We start from the raw sequence: 18,138 nt of genomic DNA, 5'->3' as shown, positions 1-18,138 counted from the left end.
CCCTTGCTCACGGCGTGGTTGACGATCTGGTCGGCCGAGCCGAAGGTGAACTGGCCGCGGGTGTTCTCGGTGGAGGTCCACTTCATCTCGTTCTCCGCGGTGACCGCGTTGAACTCCCGGTCCCAGGTCGCCACGTACGTCGAGTCGTTCAGATGCCCCGCCGCGATCGCGGCGCCGAAGTACCGGCCCGACTGCGCCGCGGCGGCGCCGAGCGTGCTCGCGGCCGCGTTGGCGGGGACCGACGACGCCAGCGCCGTGGCCAGCCCGAGTACGCTCACGGCCGCGCCGGCCACCAGGGCCCGGCCGGGCCGGCGGAACAACCGCCGTACTCCACCGGCGGATACAGGGGTTTCGTCCATGCTGAGCCTCCACTGCCTGAGAGCTGAATGGCACGACTGCGGAAGACGCCGCGGAACGGCGGTGCGCCGTACACGTCGCCGTCCGCGTCACGAGCGCGGTGAGGCGCGGCGCCGCCGGCGCGACGGGAATCTGTCTCTCGGTAGCCGTAGTGAGCACCGCTCACGACGGCTGTCGTGAACGGCCGAGGCGCCGCCGGCTTCGGAAGCGCCGTCATGAACGGCCTGCCGCACCGGGGCCCCACCGTTCACCACCGACCGCGGCGGGAACCCGACCGTTCGGGGAGCAGTGTGTGAACTCGCCGCCGAACATGTCAAGCATGTGAATGGGAAGTTTCGGACTCTTCCCGCTGGGAGCGCGTCCCCTGCGTGCGCCGGCACCGAGCCTGCCGCAGACTTCTCGCTGATGGCCGGGCCATCGCCGCTCGAATCGCTGCTCGGGGCGCATGGGTACCGGTGTTGTCCGCGGGCCTGACAGACGGGTGAATGTTTCATACTGTCACCCTTGGCAGGGAATCGATCTTCACCCCGCCCACCAGCGGGTCCCGGGAGTGCCGGGAGGCGCCGGACGTCCGGACACGCCTCTTGACTGTGGCCCGCCGCGCCGGTTTCGTTACGCCATCACCACCGCCGGACGACACCCGCGACAGGAGGCTCGAACGCGGAACCCGCATCACCCTTCCGCCGCAGCCTTCCCCTCAGGGGCGCCCGTTCGCGTGTCCGATTTCAGTTCAGCGGCCGGGGCCCCGACCTCCGCCGCCGGCACGGACCGGCGCTCGTCCGCGGCCGAGGCTCACCGGCGGACCTCCCGTCCCGCGCCCCGAGCCACCTCCAGCACCTCGTCCGCGGAGAAGCGGCACTGGTCCCCGTGCACGCTCATGGCCAGGGAGGCCATCGCCGTCCCCCGGCTGAGCGCATCCTCCGGGGAGTCGTCGAGCATGCCCCACAGAACACCCGCCGCGAAGGCGTCCCCCGCGCCGATCCGATCGACGGCGACGGTGGGCAGCGCGGGAGCCGCGAAGGACTCGCCGTCCCACCGCGCGACGGGGCCGTCGGCGCCCGACGTCACCACGACGCGGCCGATCGACAGCCTCTCCGCCAGATCGTTCGCCAGCTTCGACGTGTCTCCTGTGAGGCCGAAGAGATCGCGCGCGTCCTCGGCCCGGCAGATGAGCAGGTCGACGTCGGCGGCCAGCCCGGCGGTGAACGAGGCGGCCGCCTCAGGGGAGGACAGGGCCGCCCGATAGTTGACGTCGTAGGCGACGAGCGCACCCCGCTCGCGCGCCTCCCGTGCCGCGCGCAGCACGAGCGTGCCGGACTCCGGAGTCACGGCGGCGGTGATGCCGGTCAGGTGAACGATCCGCGCGTCGCACACGGCGGCCCAGTCCAGGTCGCCGGCGGACAGCGAGCCGAACGCGGTGCCGGCCCGGTCGTAGACCACACTCGTGGGGCGCGGCGGCGAGCCCATCTCCGCGAAGTAGAGCCCGACGCGCTCGCCCGCCGTCCACCGCACGGTGTCGAGGGCGACGCCCGCGCTCGACAGCGAGTCGGCGACGCGCCGCCCGTGGACGGTCCGAGGCAGCGCGGACGTCCAGCGAGTGGACACGCCGACCGACGCCAGGGCCACGGCGACGTTCGCCTCGGCGCCGCCGACGTGCACCCGGAAATGCCCGGAGTCGCGCAGCCGCTCACCCGGCGGCGGCGACAGACGCAGCAGGGCCTCGCCGAGCGTGGAGACCTCGACACGCCTCCCGCCGGCCGAAAAGCCGCTCCGCTGCCCGTTCACGCCGGGAAGGTCGTCCCGTTCCCCGGCCGGTCTGCCGATGCTCACGATGCTGCTCCAAAAAGGCGATTAAGTGCTGACCCCTTGACGGGCGCCCTCGATCAAGAGTAATTCATCATACGTCTTATGAGTAACATCACATGCACCAGAGGGGTTCGGTACCAGTGAGGAAACGCCATCTGGCATCCGTCGCGGGGGGCATCTCCCTCGTCGCCGGCATCGTCGCGGTCGGCGCCACCCCGGCGCTCGCCGTACCGCCGCATCCCGGCCGTACCACGATCGTGGTCTCGCCGAGCGGTGACGATCACCACCAGGGCACGCCGGGCAGGCCGCTGCGCACCCTTGCGGCGGCACAGGCGATGGCCCGTGCGTCGGCGCGTGCGGGGAGCGCCGTCACGGTCCAGCTGAAGGACGGGACCTACCGGCTCGACAAGCCGCTGCGCTTCACCGCGGACGACTCGGGCACCAGCGCCAAGCCGGTGACCTGGACCGCCGCGAAGGGTGCCCACCCGGTCGTCTCCGGCGGCCGGGAGGTGACCGGCTGGACGTCGTACGACGCCGGCAAGAACATCTTCGTCGCCTCCGTCCCCAAGGGACAGGACAGCCGTCAGCTCTACAAGAACGACGCGGCCGCGCCCCGGGCGGCGATCAAGATCGCTCGCAGCGACGTGACGGTCACGGCCACGGGCCTGAAGATCAACAACTCCGCGCTCGACTACCTCGCGACACTGCCGGACCAGAGCCGCATCGAGGTCGAGAGCCAGGACTCGTTCACCGATCGGTACGCCCCCGTGCAGAGCATCAGCGGGACGACGATCACCATGCAGCAGCCCGCCTGGCAGAACAACAACTGGGGGTACGACACCCTGGGCCGCCCGTTCGCGGGTGGCCAGCTGCTGCTGGAGAACTCCTACTCCTTCCTCCAGGAGGGGCAGTGGTACCTGGACCCCTCCGGGGGCCGGCTGTACTACCGGGCCGCCGCCGGTGAGGACCCGAACGGCCAGTCGTTCGTGCTGCCCTACCTCGAGTCGCTCGTGCAGATCGCGGGAAGCTACGCGAACCCGGTGCACGACCTCACCTTCTCGGGCATCCGGTTCTCGCACTCGACCTGGCTGTCGCCCGGCTCGTCGATCGGCTACGCCGACCAGCAGAACGGCGCCTTCATCCCGAAGGCGTATCCTCAGCCGGCCGACTACCTGACCAGCTGCCAGTCGGGCTGCCCGTTGTTCGAGGCCGCGCGCAACGGCTGGAACCAGGTCCCCGGAGCCGTCCAGGTCGCCGCGGCCACCCGCGTGACCTTCACGGACGACACCTTCGCCCACCTGGGCCAGGTCGGCCTCGGCATCGGCCTGGACGCCGACGCGAACGGAGCCGGGATCGGGCTCGGGGTCACCGAGACGACCGTGCACCACAACCTGTTCACCGACCTCGGCGGCGCGGGGGTCGTCGTGGGCGGCGTGCAGCCGGACGCGCACCACCCGAGCGACCCGGCGATGACCATCCGCGACGTCACGATCGACAACAACCTGGTGACCGACGTCGCCAAGGACTACAAGGAGATGTCGGGCATCCTGTCCACGTACGCGGACCACACCGTGATCTCGCACAACGAGGTCTCCAACCTCGCCTACGACGGGATCGACACCGGCTGGGGCTGGGGCGCGAACGACGTGGGCGGCAGCCAGGACTACCGCAACCGCGGCCTGTACGACTATCAGCCGGTCTACACCACGCCGACGACCCTCAGGAACACCGAGGTGACCGGCAACCTGGTCCACGGAGTAAAGAAGGTCTTCCACGACGGGGGCAGCCTGTACAACCTGTCGGCCAACCCCGGCGCCGTGTTCAGCGAGAACTACATCTACGACACCCTGCACACGGTCGGTCTCTACCTGGATGAGGGATCCCGGTACGTGACGATGAAGAACAACGTGGTCCAGGACTGCGGGGTGTGGGTGTTCACCAACTCGTACGGGACGAGCAACAACACCAGCGACAACGTGCTTCAGCACAACTGGTACAACTCCGGCGGCGCGCAGACGCCGAACGCGACCCAGCACAACAACCAGCTGATCGACAACGTCCAGGTGCCGGGCACCGCCTGGCCGGACGACGCCCAGCAGGTGATCGCGAACGCCGGCGTCGAGCCGGCCCTGCGGACCTTCCCCGGGGTCTCGCAGTAGTAGTAGCCGCCCGACGACGGGGCGGGGGGAGCCGTCCGGCTCCCCCCGCCCTTCACTCCACGCCGGTCAGGGCGGAGGCCATGGGCCTTTACGCGCCCGGCCCCGAGCCCGCCGCGCTCATCGCGCCAGCCACCCGCCGTCCACGGGGATGATCGCTCCCGAGACGTAGTCGGACGCCGCGGAGCTGAGGAAGACGGCCGCGCCCGCGATGTCGTCGCCGCGCCCCCAGCGTCCGGCCGGGATGCGCTCCAGGATCGACCGCGACCGTTCGGGGTCGCCGCGCAGCGCCGCCGTGTTGTCGGTCGCGATGTAGCCCGGCGCGATGGCGTTGACGTTCACCCCCCGCGCGGCCCACTCGTTGGCGAGCGCACGGGTGAGGCCGGCGATCCCCGACTTGGCGGCGGTGTAGCCGGGCACGTTGATCCCGCCCTGGAAACTCAGCATGCTCGCCGTGAACACGATCTTGCCTCGGCCGCGCTCCAGCATCGGGCGTGCGACCAGCTGGGTGAGGGCGAACTGGCTCGACAGGTCGACCTCGATCACCCGGTCCCACCACGTGAGCGAGTGCTCCGCCGCGGGAGCCCGCTCGATCGTGCCCGCGTTGTTGATGAGGATGTCGGGAGCCCGCTCGGCGAGCTCGGCGCCCAGCGCCAGGACGGCGTCACGGTCGGCGAAGTCCACGGCGCGGCCCTCGAAGGACCGGCCGAGTCCGCGTACCGTCTCGGCGACCTCGTCGTCCGCCTGGAGACTGGCGCTCACCCCGATGATGTCGGCTCCGGCGGCGGCGAGGGCCTCCGCCATGGCGCGGCCGATGCCCCGCCGGGCGCCGGTGACGACCGCGAGACGGCCGTGGAGGTCGAAGAGGTGGCTCATGCCCGGGCCTCCCCGGCGACGTCCACGAGGATCTTCATGGCCCGGCCGGCCGACAGGTCGTCGAACGCGGAGGCGATGTCGTCGAGCGGGACGACGCCGGAGATGAGGGCCTCCGCGGGGATGACGCCCCGGCTGAGCAGATCGACGGCGCGCTCGAAGTCGGACCGCTGGTACACCCGGGCGCCCAGCAGGCGGAGCTCGCGCCAGAACACGCGCTGCAGGTCCAGCTCGCGAGCGGCGGAGTGGATGGCCACGATGACGATCGTCCCGCGCACCTTCGCCAGCGCGGTCGTGGAGCGGGCCGCCGCGGCGGCTCCCGACACCTCGAAGACCACGTCGGCGCCGACGCCGCCCGTCCAGCGCTCGACCTCGGCGGTCATGTCGGCGGAGGAGGGGTCGATCACCTCGATGCCGAGATCGGCGATCCGGTCGCGGCGGGAGGCGTCGACCTCGGCGACCATGACATGGGCGCCGGCGTGCCGCGCGACGACGGCGATGAGCACCCCGATGGGGCCGCCGCCGAGCACGACGGCGCGGTCGCCGACCTGGAGGCCGGAGCGCCGGACGTCGTGCACCGCGACCGCGGCGGGCTCGACGAGCGCCGCCGTCCGCAGGTCGAGGCCGGAGGGGAGCGGCACGGCGATCGAGGCCGGGACGTTCCACCGCTGCTGCAGCCCGCCGGGGGAGTCGATGCCGACGAACACGAGGTTCTGGCAGATGTGCTGGTGCCCGGCGAGGCAGGCGGGGCAGGTGCCGTCCCAGACCAGCGGCATGACGGTCACGGGGTCGCCGACCTTCCAGCCCTCCACGCCCGCGCCGATCGCCGCCACCGTGCCCGACGTCTCGTGGCCGAACACGAGGGGCGTGCGTACCCTGGCATCCATGTTGCCGTGCACGATGTGGAGGTCGGTACCGCACAGCCCGCAGTAGGCGACGGCGATCTGGAGCTCGCCGGGACCGGGCGGCCCGACGTCCACGGCCACGGTCGTCAGGCGACCCTCGCCCATGTATGCAGCACCCTTCATCGGGCGTCCTCACTCTCGTCAAGGCGGCACTTCGAACCGCTTGCACACGTCATACGTATGCTCTATTTTCATCACATTGCGCGCGTCGTCAATGTGGGCGACAGGACAAAGGACACCAATATGGTCCGTAACAGACATACCGGATATACGGAGCGACGGATGCGCCTGATCGGCGGTGTGGGTGCGGCGGCGATCGCCCTCACGCTCGCCGGCTGCGGCGGCGGCGGCGGTTCCTCGGTCGGCTCCTATGGTTTTCCGCAGGTCACGCAGGACGACAAGGCCCCGCTCACCGTGTGGGTGGACGCCGACCGGGTGAGCGCGACCGACGCCTTCAAGAAGGCCAACCCGGGCGTAAAGATCAACGTCGTCACCTACGACGGCTCCGCGAACGGGTCGAACTCCTTCCGGACGAAGATGCAGCTCTTCGACCGGGCGGGCAGCGGCTGGCCGGATGTCGTGTTCTCGTCGCAGAACAACGACGCGTCGTGGGCGAGCCAGAAGAGCAACGGCAAGCAGGCGTTCGCGGCCGTCCTCAACACCGGGCTCGTCCCGAAGGCCACGCTCGACAGCTTCACCCAGGGCTCGCTGGCCCCGTGCACCGTCGAGGGCAAGGTCTACTGCCTCCGCAACGACCTCGCGCAGGTGGTGCTCTGGTACAACAAGACCCTGCTCGACAAGTTCGGCTACACCCTCCCCACCACCTGGGAGGAGTACCAGGCGATCGGTGAGAAGGTCGCCAAGGAGCACCCCGGCTACATCGTCGGCGCCGTCGGAGACTCCTTCGCCCCGGAGATCTACTTCTGGAGCAGCAAGTGCCAGGCGAACGACATCACCGGTGTCGCGGCGGTGACGGTGCACACCGACAGCACGGAGTGCAAGCGCGTCTCGACGATGCTCGACACTCTGATCAAGAACGGCACCGTCCCCAACCTGAGCGTCTTCACCCCTGAGTTCGTGAAGAAGTACTCCGACAAGGTGCTTTTGATGCCGGGCCCGGCATGGTACGCGGGCGCGATCTTCAACAACCCGCAGTCGCTCAAGGTCCCCTCGGGCCAGCTCGGCGTCGCGGCACCGCTGGCCTGGCAGGGCGACACCCCGGTGACGGGCAACGTCGGCGGCGGCACCTGGTTCATCAGCAGCCACTCGAAGAACCTCAAGGCGGCCGAGAAGTTCGCCGAGTTCGTCACGACGGCCGACGACTACCAGGTGAACGTCGCTCCCGGTTATCCGGCCTACGCGCCCGCCGCGGACAAGTGGATCAAGAAGCAGGAGTCGAGCGGCTACTACGCCACCGACCTCCAGGCGTTGACCAAGGCCGGCGCGCAGATCTGGACCGGGTGGGGCTCCGGGGTCTTCAGCCAGGAGGCGATCTGGGCCAAGACGATCACCCCCGCGATTGCCAGCGGCAAGAGCCTGGTCGATCTGCTCCCCGAATGGGAGACCGCGATCAAGAACCAGGCCCAGGTCAACGGCTATACGGTCAAGTGATATGACGGTTACGCATCAGGCCGCCCGGTCCGCGGGAATCCCGCGCGGGCGGCCGCCCGGCCGCGGTGACGGCGGTGAGAAGAGCGGGATGAGCTACGCCTTCATCGCCCTCTACGCGGTGCTCACACTCGCGTTCGGGATCCTTCCCGCCCTCTACGCCGTCTACCTCGCCTTCACCGACGGCGACGGCGGCTTCGCGGGCTTCGCCAACTTCACCAAGGTGATGGGCGACTTCCGCTTCCTGCCCGCCGTCGAGCACGTCGCGCTCTACCTGGTGATGTGGCTGGTGGCCCTGGTGGTGCTGGTCACATTCCTGGCCATCGTCGTCCACGCCGTCCGGGTGCGCTGGCTGAGCCGGACGCTCCGGTTCGTCTTCTACCTGCCGGGCGCCCTGGCGGGTGCGTCGAGCGTGCTGCTGTGGCTGTTCGTGCTCGACCCGACCGCCAGCCCGGTCGGCGGCCTGCTGCGTCTGATGGGCTTCACCAGCTTCGTGCAGGTCATCGTGCCGGCCAACCTGCCGCCGGTCTTCGCCGTCATCGCGTTCTGGACCGGCGCGGGCGGCTGGATCGTCATCATGTACGGTGCGCTCAACAACATCAGCCACGACGTGATCGAGGCCGCGCGGATCGACGGCGCGAGCACCGTGCAGATCGCCTGGCGCATCCAGCTTCCGCTGCTGCGCAAGTGGATCTCGTACATGGGGATCATGTCGCTCGCCGCCGGCACGCAGCTGTTCGTCGAGCCGCAGTTGCTCTCACAGGCCAGCAACGCGATCGTGCCCAACGACTACTCGCTCAACCAGCTCGCCTACCAGTACGCGTTCCAGCAGAACGACTTCAACGGAGCGGCGGCCATCTCTCTGTTGCTGCTCGTCGTCGCCCTCGCGCTGTCGGCCGTCTTCGTGACGCGCGGCGGCCTGTTCGAGAGGGGCTGAGGTCATGACAACAATGGACGCCGGTCGCCACGCGCGCCACCAGGGCGGTACCAGCGGCTGGAGCGGCCGGACGATCGTCGCGGTCGTGGTCGTGATCTTCGTGCTGTTCTTCGTCATCCCGATGGTCTGGCTGCTGCTGGCGACGACGAAGTCGGCGCACGGGCTCATCGTCGACCATCCGTTCCTGCCCGGTAGCCTCGGCGACCTGGCCGCCAACTGGAGCCAGCTGTTCGACTTCCAGGACGGCGCGGTGACCGCGTGGGTGGGCAACTCGGCGCTGTACGCCGTGGGCGCGCTCATCATCACGATCATCGCGAGCATCCCGGCGGGCTACGCGATGGCCCTGACGGACTTCCGGTTCCGGCGGTCGCTGCTCGCGCTGACGCTGATCGTCATGCTGATCCCCAACACCGCGCTGGTACTGCCGATCTTCCTCGAACTCAACGTGGTCGGCCTGATCGGCAGCCCGCTCTCGGTGATCCTCCCGATGGCGTTCTTCCCGTTCGGGGTGTACCTCACGTACATCTACTTCTCCACCAGCGTCCCGCGTGATCTGCTCGCGGCGGCGCGCCTGGACGGGTGCACAGAGCTTCAGGTGTTCACCAGGGTCGCGCTGCCGCTGGCAGCGCCGATCGTCGCGCTGGTCGGGTTCTTCAGCTTCGTGCAGAGCTGGAACAACTTCTTCCTGCCCTTCGTGATGCTCCCTTCGAGCGAGGGTTACCCGGTCCAGGTCGGCCTCACTTCGCTGCTCGCCTCGACTCCGGCGTTCAACCCCAGCTCCGCCGGGGCACAGTCCGTGCAGTTGCCGACGCTCGCGCTCGCGACCGTCATCTCGGTGCTGCCCGTGCTGATCGTCTTCCTCTTCGCGCAGCGGTTCCTGGTCGCCGGCATGACGGCGGGCGGCACCAAGGAGTGAGTCGGAACATTGTGAATAAGGAGCAATCTTGAAAGTCACCGGATACCGCAGCCTCACGACAGTGCACGACTGGGGGCGGCGGATCGGCGACGCCAACGGGGTGATGCCGGAGCCGCGCACCGATGTGCACGTGCTGATCCTGGAGACCGACAGCGGTCTCGAGGGGGTCGGGCTCGGTTCACACGGCGACATCGACCGCGTCTTCGGCGCCGTCGAGGGTGAGGACCCGCGGGCCGTCACCGCCCTTTACGACCGGATGCTGGATTGGGTCTTCAAGACCGGCCACTCAGGTGCGACGTTCGGCGCGATCGGCGCGATCGACATGGCGCTGTGGGACCTCAAGGCGAAGGCGGCGGACGAGCCGCTCTGGCGCACCCTTGGCGGCCGGGACCGGTTCGTCCCCGGTTACGCCTCCGGATTGGACATCGCCCTCGACGACGAGGCCCTCGTGCTCCTCTACGAGCGCTTCGCCGACCGGGGCTTCAGCGCCGCCAAGCTCAAGGGCGGGCGTGAGCTCGAGCACGACCTGCGCCGGCTGGAGGCGTTGCGGGACGTCCTCGCCCGCAACTCGGCGCACCCCGCCCTGATGTTCGACGCGAACGAGTCGTGGAACCGCTCGCAGGCCGTGCGGTACATCACGGCGCTGGAGCGCGTGGTCGACCTCGCCTGGGTCGAGGAACCGGTGCGGCGCTGGGACGCGGCCGGGCTCGCCTCCGTCCGGAGCGGCATCCGCGCCGCCGTCGCGACCGGCGAGAACCTCACCGGCCTCGAGCAGTACCGGCCGCTCCTGGACGCCGACGCGGTCGACATCGTCCAGGTGGGCAACGTCTGGGGCATCACGCACTTCCTGCGGGTGGCCGCGGTGGCCCATGGCCGCGACCTGCCGGTGAGCCCGGTGGCCTACCACGCGAACCCGCTGGCGCACGCCGCCACGGCGGTGCCGAACCACCTGGCGTTCGAGGTCCAGGACCTCTCGTCTCCCATCGGCCTCCAGGTCGACCAGGAGTACGAGGAGGGCGGGATCGTACTCGGCGATCAGCCCGGCATCGGCATCCGGGTCGACGAGGATCACATCAAGATCGTGCGAGCCGCCAACCCGCCGGCCGCGCTCGCCGGGCCGCACGTCCGTCCAGACAGGGCGGGCCTGCGCCTCGTCCCCGACCCGGTCATATCGGATCCGCGTCAGGACGGCCGGGTCGGCGGCCCCGCGGTGGAGCAGGTGGGATCATGAGTGAGCCGCACCGCATGGAGCGTCACGCTCTCGTCGTCGGCCTCCGGCCGGAGCGCCGGGAGGAGTACCTCGAACTGCATCGCAACGTCTGGCCGCAGGTCGAGCAGACCCTGCGCGACGCGAACGTCACGAACTACTCGATCTTCATCGTCGGCGACACGCTGTTCGCCTACTACGAGTACGTCGGGGAGGATCACGCCGCAGACATGGCGCGCATCGCCGACGACCCCGTGACGCGCGAGTGGTGGACGCACACCGACCCGTGCCAGGTGCGGATCGTCGAGGAGCGGGATCCCGGGGCTCTGTGGCAGCCGCTCGACGAGATCTGGCACCTGTCGTGAGCCGTTCCATCGACGCGCACGTCCATCTGTGGAACCGGGCCACCGACCCGCAGCCGTGGATCGACCCCGCGACGATGGCGGCCATCGATCGCGACTTCGCACCCGCCGACCTCGAGCGGATGCTCGACGCCACCGGCGTGGACGCCGCGGTCGTCGTGCAGTCGAGCAACAGCGCCGCCGAGACGCGGCGGCTGCTGGCGCATCCGAGCTCGCGCATCGCGGGTGTCGTCGGCTGGGCGGACCTCACGGCCGACGTCGCGGAGCAGCTCGACGAGCTCGACCCCTCGGCGCGCGGGAGGCTGGTGGGGATCCGTCACCTGGTCCATGTCGACCCCGACCCCGCCTGGCTCGAACGACCCGACGTGGGCACGGCGCTCAAGCAGCTGGGCGCGCGCGACCTCGGCTTCGACCTGGTCGTGCGGTGGTGGCAACTGCCGCGGGCCGCGACCGTCGTGGCCGCGCACCCCGGTGTGCGTTTCGTCGCCGACCACCTCGGCGGGGTCGCCGAGTCGGACGACGACGCAGGCTGGGAGACCGGCCTGCGCGAGCTCGCCGCCCAGCCGAACGTCTTCGCGAAGATCTCCGGGCTGGCCGGGCTCGTGAGCGGCGGCGACGGAGCCCGCCTGCGCCGGGTGACCGGCGTGGCGCTCGACGCGTTCGGCCCCGAGCGGCTCATGTACGGGTCCGACTGGCCGCTCGCCGAGCTGGGGGCCGGAGCGGTCGCGTGGCGACGCGTCGTGGACGAGCTCATCGCCGAGCTGAGCCCGGCGGAGCGGCAGGCGATCATGTCCGGCACCGCGTCGGCCGTTTACGGGCTCGGCGCATGACGGCCATGGTCCCGGGTTGTCCGAGGGCCGGACTCGTCCCGTCCGGGTCCGTGTGAACGCACGGACGCTGACATCCGGGCCCGGCGGAGCGGCTCTCTAGAGTCCGGCGTCTTCGCCGGGCGCCGCGAGCCTGCGCCGCTTCCAGGAGCCGACGATGTGGTCGCGCATCGCCCGTTCCGCGGCCTCGGCGTCCTGGCGGGAGATCGCGTCGACCACCAGAGCGTGCTCGTTCAAGGTGGAGTGGAAAGCGTCCTCGTACCCCATCCCGTGGTATCTGCTGCTCTCGAGCGCCCGCCGGTACAGGCGCTTGGCGATGTTCTCGGCCAGGCGGTTGCGGGAGAGTTCCATGATCGTGAGGTGGAAGACCACATCCGCCTGCCGGGAGGAGTCGCTGTCATGCCGCATCTCGCGCATCGACTCCAGAACGTGCTCGACGCGGGTGAGCTCCTCGGGTGTGCGCCGCAACGCCACCGTGCCCGCCATGGCGGACTCAAGGCTGCCGCGGACGACCGTGAGCTCGTCCAGGATGCCCAGGGACTCGTCGTTGTCGATGAGCGCGGACAAGACGATCGGGTCGAGCATGTTCCAGGATCCGGAGCGGGCCACCTGGGTTCCGCGGCCCTGAGCCACGACCACCAGGCCCTTCTCCTCGAGCCGCTTGATCGACTCGCGGAGAACCGTCCGGCTTACGCCGAAGTGCTCGCAGAGCGGGCCCTCGGGCGGCAGCAGGTGCCCTTCGGGAATCTCGCCTGTGACGATGCGCTCGACCAGTTCGCTGACCACCGCGACGCCCAGCCGCTCGGCAGGCCTGCGGGAGGAGAAGGCGAAGGCGTCCGCTTCGGCGCTCATGACCGCACTCTAGTGCAGCGCCGCGACGCTTCCTGAGCCCTCGGCCGACAACCCGGCGGGCTTGCGTACGTTTCCCGTCCGGCGGAGGAGCTGACGAACGGGCCGGTGGGGTCAGGTCGGTGGGGAGAACAGGCGCTGCTGAATCTCTCGGCGGTAGTCATCCAGGGTGTTGTCGATGTGGGTGGCGGCGGCCAGGGCCGCCGCTTCGGGGTCGCCGGCGCGGATGGCCTGGTAAATGGCCTCGTGTTCCTCCACGGCCTTGGCCGCGTGGCCGCCCAGCGAGCCGCGCAGGGCGATGATGTGGGATTGCGCCTGCAGCCGCCGGGCCTGCCGTACGGAGTTCTGAAGGAACATGTTGTGCGAGGCGGTCGCGACGGCGGTGTGGAAGGCGTCGTCGCCTTCGTTGAACATGTCCTCGCGCCCCGTGTCGTGACCATGGCGGCACAGGTGGGCGGCCTTCTCGATGGCGGTCAGCTCGGCGGGTGTGGCGCGGCGGGCGGCCAGGCGGCTGGTCTCCATCTCCTGCGCCCGCCGGAACTCGAAGAGCATGTAGACGTGATCGAGGTCGGTGGGGAGGAAGAAGGGCGCCCAGCGTCCTCCGCCGAGCATGCCCTCGTCGTCGGCCACATAAAGCCCGCGGCCTTTATGGGCGCGGACCCGGCCCAGGGCGGAGAGGATCTTGACGGCCTCGCGGACGACCGTGCGGCTGGTGCCGAGCTGGTGGGCCAGGTCGACTTCGGTGGGCATGCGGTCGCCGGGGCGGAGGCGCAGCCGGGCGATGAGCTCCAGCACCTGCTCGGCCGCCACCTCGTAGCCCGGCCGGTATCCGGCCTGGCGCGGCGTGTCGGTCACGGTGCTCCCTTCGTGCGATCGCCGCGAGACTATGACCTGTTTCGCTCACCGTACATCCGGCGTGGTTCGATCGCGGACAAGGTGAGTATGACCCATCGGATCCGATCTGGGCATGGAAGAGACTCACTTCGGCAGGCCGAAGACCATAAGGGGCCGTTCGGGGTCGCGGAAGTCTGGGTGGTGCGTGGGAGAAGAGACACTCTTCCGCCACGGTCGTTCACGCGCCGGCAGGCCCGGAGCCGGCTCCACTTGAGAGCGCGCCGAGCACGCCGGGGCGCCGCCTGGCCCATGAGCCGAGGATGTGAATGCGCATCGCGGCCGCGGCCCCCTGGGCGTCGCCTCGAAGGATCATCGCCTCGATCTGCCGATGCTCGGCGAGCGACTGGGCATGTTCTTCCCTGCTGGGGTCGCCGTTGTACTGGCTCGACTGCCGAGCCTTGGCGTGGATGCCGTGGATGATCGCGTGACCGAGACGATTGCCGCTGATGGCCATGATCATCTCGTGGAAGGAGACGTCCTCTCGGGCGTAGCGCAGCGGGTCGTGCAGGCTCTCCGCGAGAACGTTGGCCTGCGCGGTCAGCGCCTGCGCCTGGGCCGGCGTGATCACGCGTGCGCACTGCGCCGCCATGTCGCATTCGAGCGCCGCCCGGACGTTGACGAGGTCGTCGAGGATGCTCAGATCGCTGTCGTGCCGGATCTGCGCCTCCAGGACGACGGGGTCGAGGAGGTTCCAGCCGATGGGCTCCAGCACCCCGGTGCCTCGGCCCGGAATCGCCTTGACCAGGCCCTTCGCTTCGAGAAGCTTGATGGACTCCCGCACAACCGTGCGGGAGACGCCGAACTCCGCGCACAGCTCAGGCTCCGTGGGGAGCACGGTGTCCACCGGATAAGCCCCCGACACGATGCGGTCGACCAGATGGGTGACGACCGTATCGCCCAGGCGGCGAGGACGTCGGTGCCGGATAGGCTCCAGCAGGTCGCGGGAGGAGCCCGGGGCCGTACCGGGGTGAGGGGACGCGGCAGTCACTGGGCCTCCACAAGGGTCACGACGTCAGTATACGCCTTCCTCCATATGTAATTCATATGATGAAGTGTCGCTTTCAGCCCAATTCAGCGTCAGCGGGCGGAACGGGGCTATCTGGCCGCGTCAGGGGTCGGCGGACGGCGGGCCTGCGGGGCTTTCCTCGCGCGCCGATTTCACGCCGCTCCGTACTCAGGCGGCGGTACAGGCGATGCCGGTCGGCCGGCGTCCGGCGCGTATCGGGTCGGATGGCCGGGGCGCGACGGTGAGAGCCCACCGCTCCGCGTCGTCACGTCCTCCCCTGATCGAGCCGTGGCCGCAACGTGAGATCGAGGTGATCCTCGGTGTCGTCGCGGGCCGGGGTGCGCATGAGGGCATGGGCCGGGGAGGGAAGGGACGCGGACGCCGGCGAGGAGCCCGGCCGTGGCAGTGAACGCCGCCGGTGTGTCTCGGAGCGTGCCGGCGCCGGCGAGGACGCGATCGGGTACCAGCGCGTCGGCGAGCGGCGCTCGCCCGGATCCCTCCTTCCGGGAGATCCGCGAACCGATCAGTGCTCACCTGGTGGCGGGGATCCAGGTCGTGACGCGGCGGCGGTACGTAGGTGTTAGCGCTAACAGCGATCGAGTGAGCGGTGTCCCTTCCTACCGGTGGATTGTGGTGGCGGGTGCAGCGAAGCCAATACGACCGGCCGGCCGCCTGTCAAGAACCGGATCTTCACCCTTTCCCCACAGGGACCGAGAGGCATCTCCGGCGGCTCTGATCAGGGATGCTCGTGCTCACCTCCTGGCGCCGGGGGATGAAACATTCACGCCCTGCCTCGGATGGCCCACGTCCCTCGGCGTGCCGGTGCGACGGCGGCGATGGGTGGCGTTGCCGAAACGGTTCGACGACCGCGCGACGCCGCCGCCGACCGCCAGTTCGGTTCGAGACATCGCACCTTAAGTATGAAACATTCGAGATGATCCAGGCCGCGGACGGACGGTCGCCGGCAAGGCATATGTGGATTTCCGCTGGTCAGCGAATTCACAGGGCCAACACCGGCCGGGACCCGTGTGTGCGCGTCCCGAAATTAAGCAGTCTTAAGTCTTGACGGGTCTGGCCGTGCGGACCGTAATTGGTAGCTAGCACCCGGGAGACGCTCCTTCCGGGGTCTGTACGGCTGGACCACGTCGGCGGGTGTGTGGAGGCCTTTTGCATGCCTCCGCGCATCGTGGTCGGCCACGTCGGCTTCCATCGCCTCGCTCCACCCCGACCCCTCGTGGTGCCATGTGAGGCCGTGCAACCCTGGAGAAGCACGTGACCGATCGGAATACAACCACGGCGTCCGCCGTGCGGACGTCCTCGCCGGCCGGGGTGTTGAGACCGGTTCTGGCCGGGCTCGTCGCCGCGGCGGTGACCGCGGCGATCACAATCGTCGGCGTGGCGACCGCGGCCCAAGCCGCCACCACGACTCTCTACGTTTCGCCCTCGGGCACCGGCAGCACCTGTTCATCCGCCCAGCCGTGCTCTCCTTCGGGGGCGCAGACGGCGGTGCGGTCGTTGAACAGCTCGATGTCCGGCGACATCGTCGTGCAGCTCGCCGACGGGGTGTACAGGCTCTCCGCGCCGCTGCGGCTGACCGCCGCCGACTCCGGCAACAACGGATACCAGGTCATCTGGCAGGCCGCGGCCGGGGCCCACCCCGTCGTCACCGGCGCCAGGGCGGTCACCGGCTGGTCGCTCGCCAACCAGTCGAAGAACATCTGGCAGGCCAACGTCGGCACCGGCATCGACACCCGGCAGCTGTACGTCAACGGCGCCCTCGCCACGCGTGCGCGCGCCCAGCTGAACCGGGGTGACTTCACCTCCAACGGCAGCGGCATGAGGTTCACCAGCAGTTCCCTGAGCTACCTGAACTCGCTGACGAACCAGAACCGGATCGAGCTGGAGAGCGTCGGCTCGTTCACCGACCGGTACGTGCGGGTGCAGGGCATCAGCGGGAACTTCATCACGATGCAGCAGCCCAGCTGGAGCAACAACATCTTCGGGTACGACACGTTCACCACCCCGCACCGGGCCGGGCCGCTGTACATAGAGAACGCCTACGAGCTCCTCGACTCTCCGGGTGAGTGGTACATCAATCCGTCCACCGGCGTGCTGTCCTACATCCCCCTCTCCGGGCAGAACATGAGCAACGTCAGCGTGGAGCTGCCGACTCTGCAGTCCCTGGTGGACGTCGGGGGCACCTATGACGCGCCCGCGCATCACATCGCGTTCACCGGGATCACCTTCACCGGCACCAGCTGGCTGGGCCCGAGCAGCAACCAGGGTTTCGCCGACCAGCAGACCGGCTCCTACATCTCGGGCAACTCCAACTGGCCCGGCGACCTGCCGAGCTCCTGCCAGGAAGGCTGCCAGCAGTTCGAGTCCACCCGCCCCAACTGGGCTCAGATGCCCGCGGCGGTTCAGGTCTCGGCCGCCAACAACATCACCTTCAGTGACTCGCAGTTCGTCAACCTCGGGCAGACGGCCATCGGCATCGGCAACGACGCCAACGCGCACGCCAGCGGCGTCGGCCTGGGCGCCAGCAACATCACGGTCACCCGGTCCGAGATCGCCCGCAACTCGGCCGGTGGCATCGTGGTCGGCGGCGTGCGCGCCGACGCGCATCACCCGAGCGACCAGCGGATGGTCAACCGGAACATCACCGTCAGCAACAACCGCATCCATGACCTCGGTCTGGACTACCGGGGCATCGTCTCGGTCCTGACCACCTACGTCAGCGGCTCCAACGTCTCCCACAACGAGGTCTACAACATGCCGTACACCGGCATGTCGATCGGGTACGGCTGGGGCGCCAACGAGCCCGGCGGCAACACCCAGTACGCCAACCGCGGCCTGTACAACTACCAGCCGCGGTACACCACGGCCACCACCGCGTCCAACAACCAGCTGGTCGGCAACTACGTGCACGACGTCATGCAGCAGATGACCGACGGCGGATGCATCTACACGCTGTCGTGGAACCCCGGTGCGGTGATCAGTGACAACTACTGCCTGCGGACCAACGGCTTCTTCGGGGTCTACTTCGACGAGGGCTCCAAGTACTACACCGTCAGGAACAACGTCCTGTCCAACACGGGCACCTGGCTCACCGCCAACTACTGGGGCGGCGAGAACATGGGGAACTTCACCGTCACCGGCAACTGGTCGAGCAACGGCAGCACCAACGTGACCAACGGCGACCGCGGCAACGTGGTGAACAGCAACGTCACGGTCTCCAACGGCAACTGGCCGTCGGGCGCCCAGGCCGTGATGGCGGCCGCCGGTCCCCAGAACGGCACGTCGTCACCCTCGCCGTCACCCTCCGGGCCTGGCAGCGGGACGACGTCGGTGTTGCGCAACGTCAACGCCAACCGGTGTCTTGACGTCCCTGGCCAGACGCAGACGAACGGCACGCAGCTCAATCTGTGGGACTGC

The 18,138-nt window shown here is 69.3% G+C and carries 14 protein-coding genes and 1 pseudogene; 8 read left to right on the top strand and 7 right to left on the bottom strand.

The window, feature by feature from the left end:
• On the bottom strand, positions 1-359 hold a 359-nt coding region (locus tag AB0B72_RS39335; protein WP_367744832.1), incomplete at its 3' end, for an endo-1,4-beta-xylanase.
• A gap of 790 nt (positions 360-1,149) precedes the next feature.
• Positions 1,150-2,187 carry a sugar kinase gene (locus AB0B72_RS39330; RefSeq protein ID WP_367744830.1) on the bottom strand — a complete coding sequence of 346 codons (1,038 nt, stop codon included), beginning with the start codon at positions 2,185-2,187 and terminating at the stop codon, positions 1,150-1,152.
• Between the two features lie 116 nt (positions 2,188-2,303).
• Here AB0B72_RS39330 and AB0B72_RS39325 point away from each other — a divergent pair, with 116 nt between their 5' ends.
• Complete coding sequence (locus AB0B72_RS39325) at positions 2,304-4,322, top strand: right-handed parallel beta-helix repeat-containing protein (protein WP_367744829.1); 2,019 nt, start codon at positions 2,304-2,306, stop codon at positions 4,320-4,322.
• Positions 4,323-4,439: 117 nt separating this feature from the next.
• On the opposite strand, the gene AB0B72_RS39320 is transcribed toward AB0B72_RS39325, so the two are convergent.
• Both AB0B72_RS39320 and AB0B72_RS39315 read right to left on the bottom strand, forming a co-directional pair.
• Positions 4,440-5,195: an SDR family oxidoreductase gene (locus AB0B72_RS39320; protein WP_367744827.1), complete on the bottom strand. Its 756-nt coding sequence runs from the start codon at positions 5,193-5,195 to the stop codon at positions 4,440-4,442.
• Entirely contained in the window at positions 5,192-6,220 is a 1,029-nt protein-coding gene (locus tag AB0B72_RS39315; protein WP_367744825.1) for a zinc-binding dehydrogenase, read from the bottom strand. Before AB0B72_RS39315 ends, AB0B72_RS39320 begins: the two co-directional genes overlap by 4 nt.
• A 159-nt stretch (positions 6,221-6,379) precedes the next feature.
• On the opposite strand from AB0B72_RS39315, the gene AB0B72_RS39310 reads away from it, so the two are divergent.
• From AB0B72_RS39310 to AB0B72_RS39285, 6 genes are read left to right on the top strand one after another with little or no spacing between them, the layout of a single operon-like run.
• The gene (locus tag AB0B72_RS39310; RefSeq protein WP_367744823.1) at positions 6,380-7,708 is read left to right on the top strand and encodes an ABC transporter substrate-binding protein; all 1,329 of its coding nucleotides are present in this window, start codon (positions 6,380-6,382) and stop codon (positions 7,706-7,708) included.
• 1 nt (position 7,709) lies between these two features.
• Entirely contained in the window at positions 7,710-8,642 is a 933-nt protein-coding gene (locus AB0B72_RS39305; RefSeq protein WP_367744821.1) for a carbohydrate ABC transporter permease, read from the top strand.
• A gap of 4 nt (positions 8,643-8,646) precedes the next feature.
• Positions 8,647-9,558 (top strand): carbohydrate ABC transporter permease, encoded by a 912-nt coding sequence (locus AB0B72_RS39300; protein WP_367744819.1) that lies wholly within the window; start codon positions 8,647-8,649, stop codon positions 9,556-9,558.
• 28 nt (positions 9,559-9,586) lie between these two features.
• Positions 9,587-10,789, top strand: a complete 1,203-nt coding sequence (locus AB0B72_RS39295) for a mandelate racemase/muconate lactonizing enzyme family protein (protein ID WP_367744817.1) — start codon at positions 9,587-9,589, stop codon at positions 10,787-10,789.
• Positions 10,786-11,130 carry an L-rhamnose mutarotase gene (locus AB0B72_RS39290; protein ID WP_367744813.1) on the top strand — a complete coding sequence of 115 codons (345 nt, stop codon included), beginning with the start codon at positions 10,786-10,788 and terminating at the stop codon, positions 11,128-11,130. The genes AB0B72_RS39295 and AB0B72_RS39290 overlap by 4 nt, the downstream gene beginning before the upstream one ends.
• Positions 11,127-11,957 carry an amidohydrolase gene (locus AB0B72_RS39285; protein WP_367744810.1) on the top strand — a complete coding sequence of 277 codons (831 nt, stop codon included), beginning with the start codon at positions 11,127-11,129 and terminating at the stop codon, positions 11,955-11,957. Before AB0B72_RS39290 ends, AB0B72_RS39285 begins: the two co-directional genes overlap by 4 nt.
• Before the next feature lie 96 nt (positions 11,958-12,053).
• Here the strand turns inward: AB0B72_RS39285 and AB0B72_RS39280 are convergent, their stop codons facing one another.
• The 3 genes from AB0B72_RS39280 to AB0B72_RS39270 all read right to left on the bottom strand — a co-directional run bounded on the left by AB0B72_RS39280 (position 12,054) and on the right by AB0B72_RS39270 (position 14,685).
• Positions 12,054-12,806, bottom strand: coding sequence for a FadR/GntR family transcriptional regulator (locus tag AB0B72_RS39280; protein WP_367744809.1), 753 nt, complete (start codon positions 12,804-12,806; stop codon positions 12,054-12,056).
• A gap of 111 nt (positions 12,807-12,917) precedes the next feature.
• The gene (locus AB0B72_RS39275) at positions 12,918-13,658 is read right to left on the bottom strand and encodes a FadR/GntR family transcriptional regulator (protein ID WP_367744807.1); all 741 of its coding nucleotides are present in this window, start codon (positions 13,656-13,658) and stop codon (positions 12,918-12,920) included.
• Positions 13,659-13,875: 217 nt separating this feature from the next.
• Complete coding sequence (locus tag AB0B72_RS39270; protein WP_367744806.1) at positions 13,876-14,685, bottom strand: FadR/GntR family transcriptional regulator; 810 nt, start codon at positions 14,683-14,685, stop codon at positions 13,876-13,878.
• 1,290 nt (positions 14,686-15,975) lie between these two features.
• Here AB0B72_RS39270 and AB0B72_RS39265 point away from each other — a divergent pair.
• Positions 15,976-18,138, top strand: a pseudogene (locus AB0B72_RS39265) (hypothetical protein); the annotation flags it as partial.

The sequence above is a fragment of the Microbispora sp. NPDC049125 genome (genome assembly GCF_040802045.1).
In the GTDB taxonomy this organism is placed as follows: Bacteria; Actinomycetota; Actinomycetes; order Streptosporangiales; family Streptosporangiaceae; genus Microbispora.
Note: the sequence above shows the minus strand (reverse complement) of the source record. Positions and strands in the feature narration are given on the sequence as shown.

Bases quoted from the DNA above. Each gene is read 5' to 3' on its own strand.
- AB0B72_RS39320 (WP_367744827.1), bottom strand. From the start codon at position 5,195: ATGAGCCACCTCTTCGACCTCCACGGCCGTCTCGCGGTCGTCACCGGC.
- AB0B72_RS39315 (WP_367744825.1), bottom strand. From the start codon at position 6,220: ATGAAGGGTGCTGCATACATGGGCGAGGGTCGCCTGACGACCGTGGCC.
- AB0B72_RS39310 (WP_367744823.1), top strand. From the start codon at position 6,380: ATGCGCCTGATCGGCGGTGTGGGTGCGGCGGCGATCGCCCTCACGCTC.
- AB0B72_RS39305 (WP_367744821.1), top strand. From the start codon at position 7,710: ATGACGGTTACGCATCAGGCCGCCCGGTCCGCGGGAATCCCGCGCGGG.
- AB0B72_RS39300 (WP_367744819.1), top strand. From the start codon at position 8,647: ATGACAACAATGGACGCCGGTCGCCACGCGCGCCACCAGGGCGGTACC.
- AB0B72_RS39290 (WP_367744813.1), top strand. From the start codon at position 10,786: ATGAGTGAGCCGCACCGCATGGAGCGTCACGCTCTCGTCGTCGGCCTC.
- AB0B72_RS39280 (WP_367744809.1), bottom strand. From the start codon at position 12,806: ATGAGCGCCGAAGCGGACGCCTTCGCCTTCTCCTCCCGCAGGCCTGCC.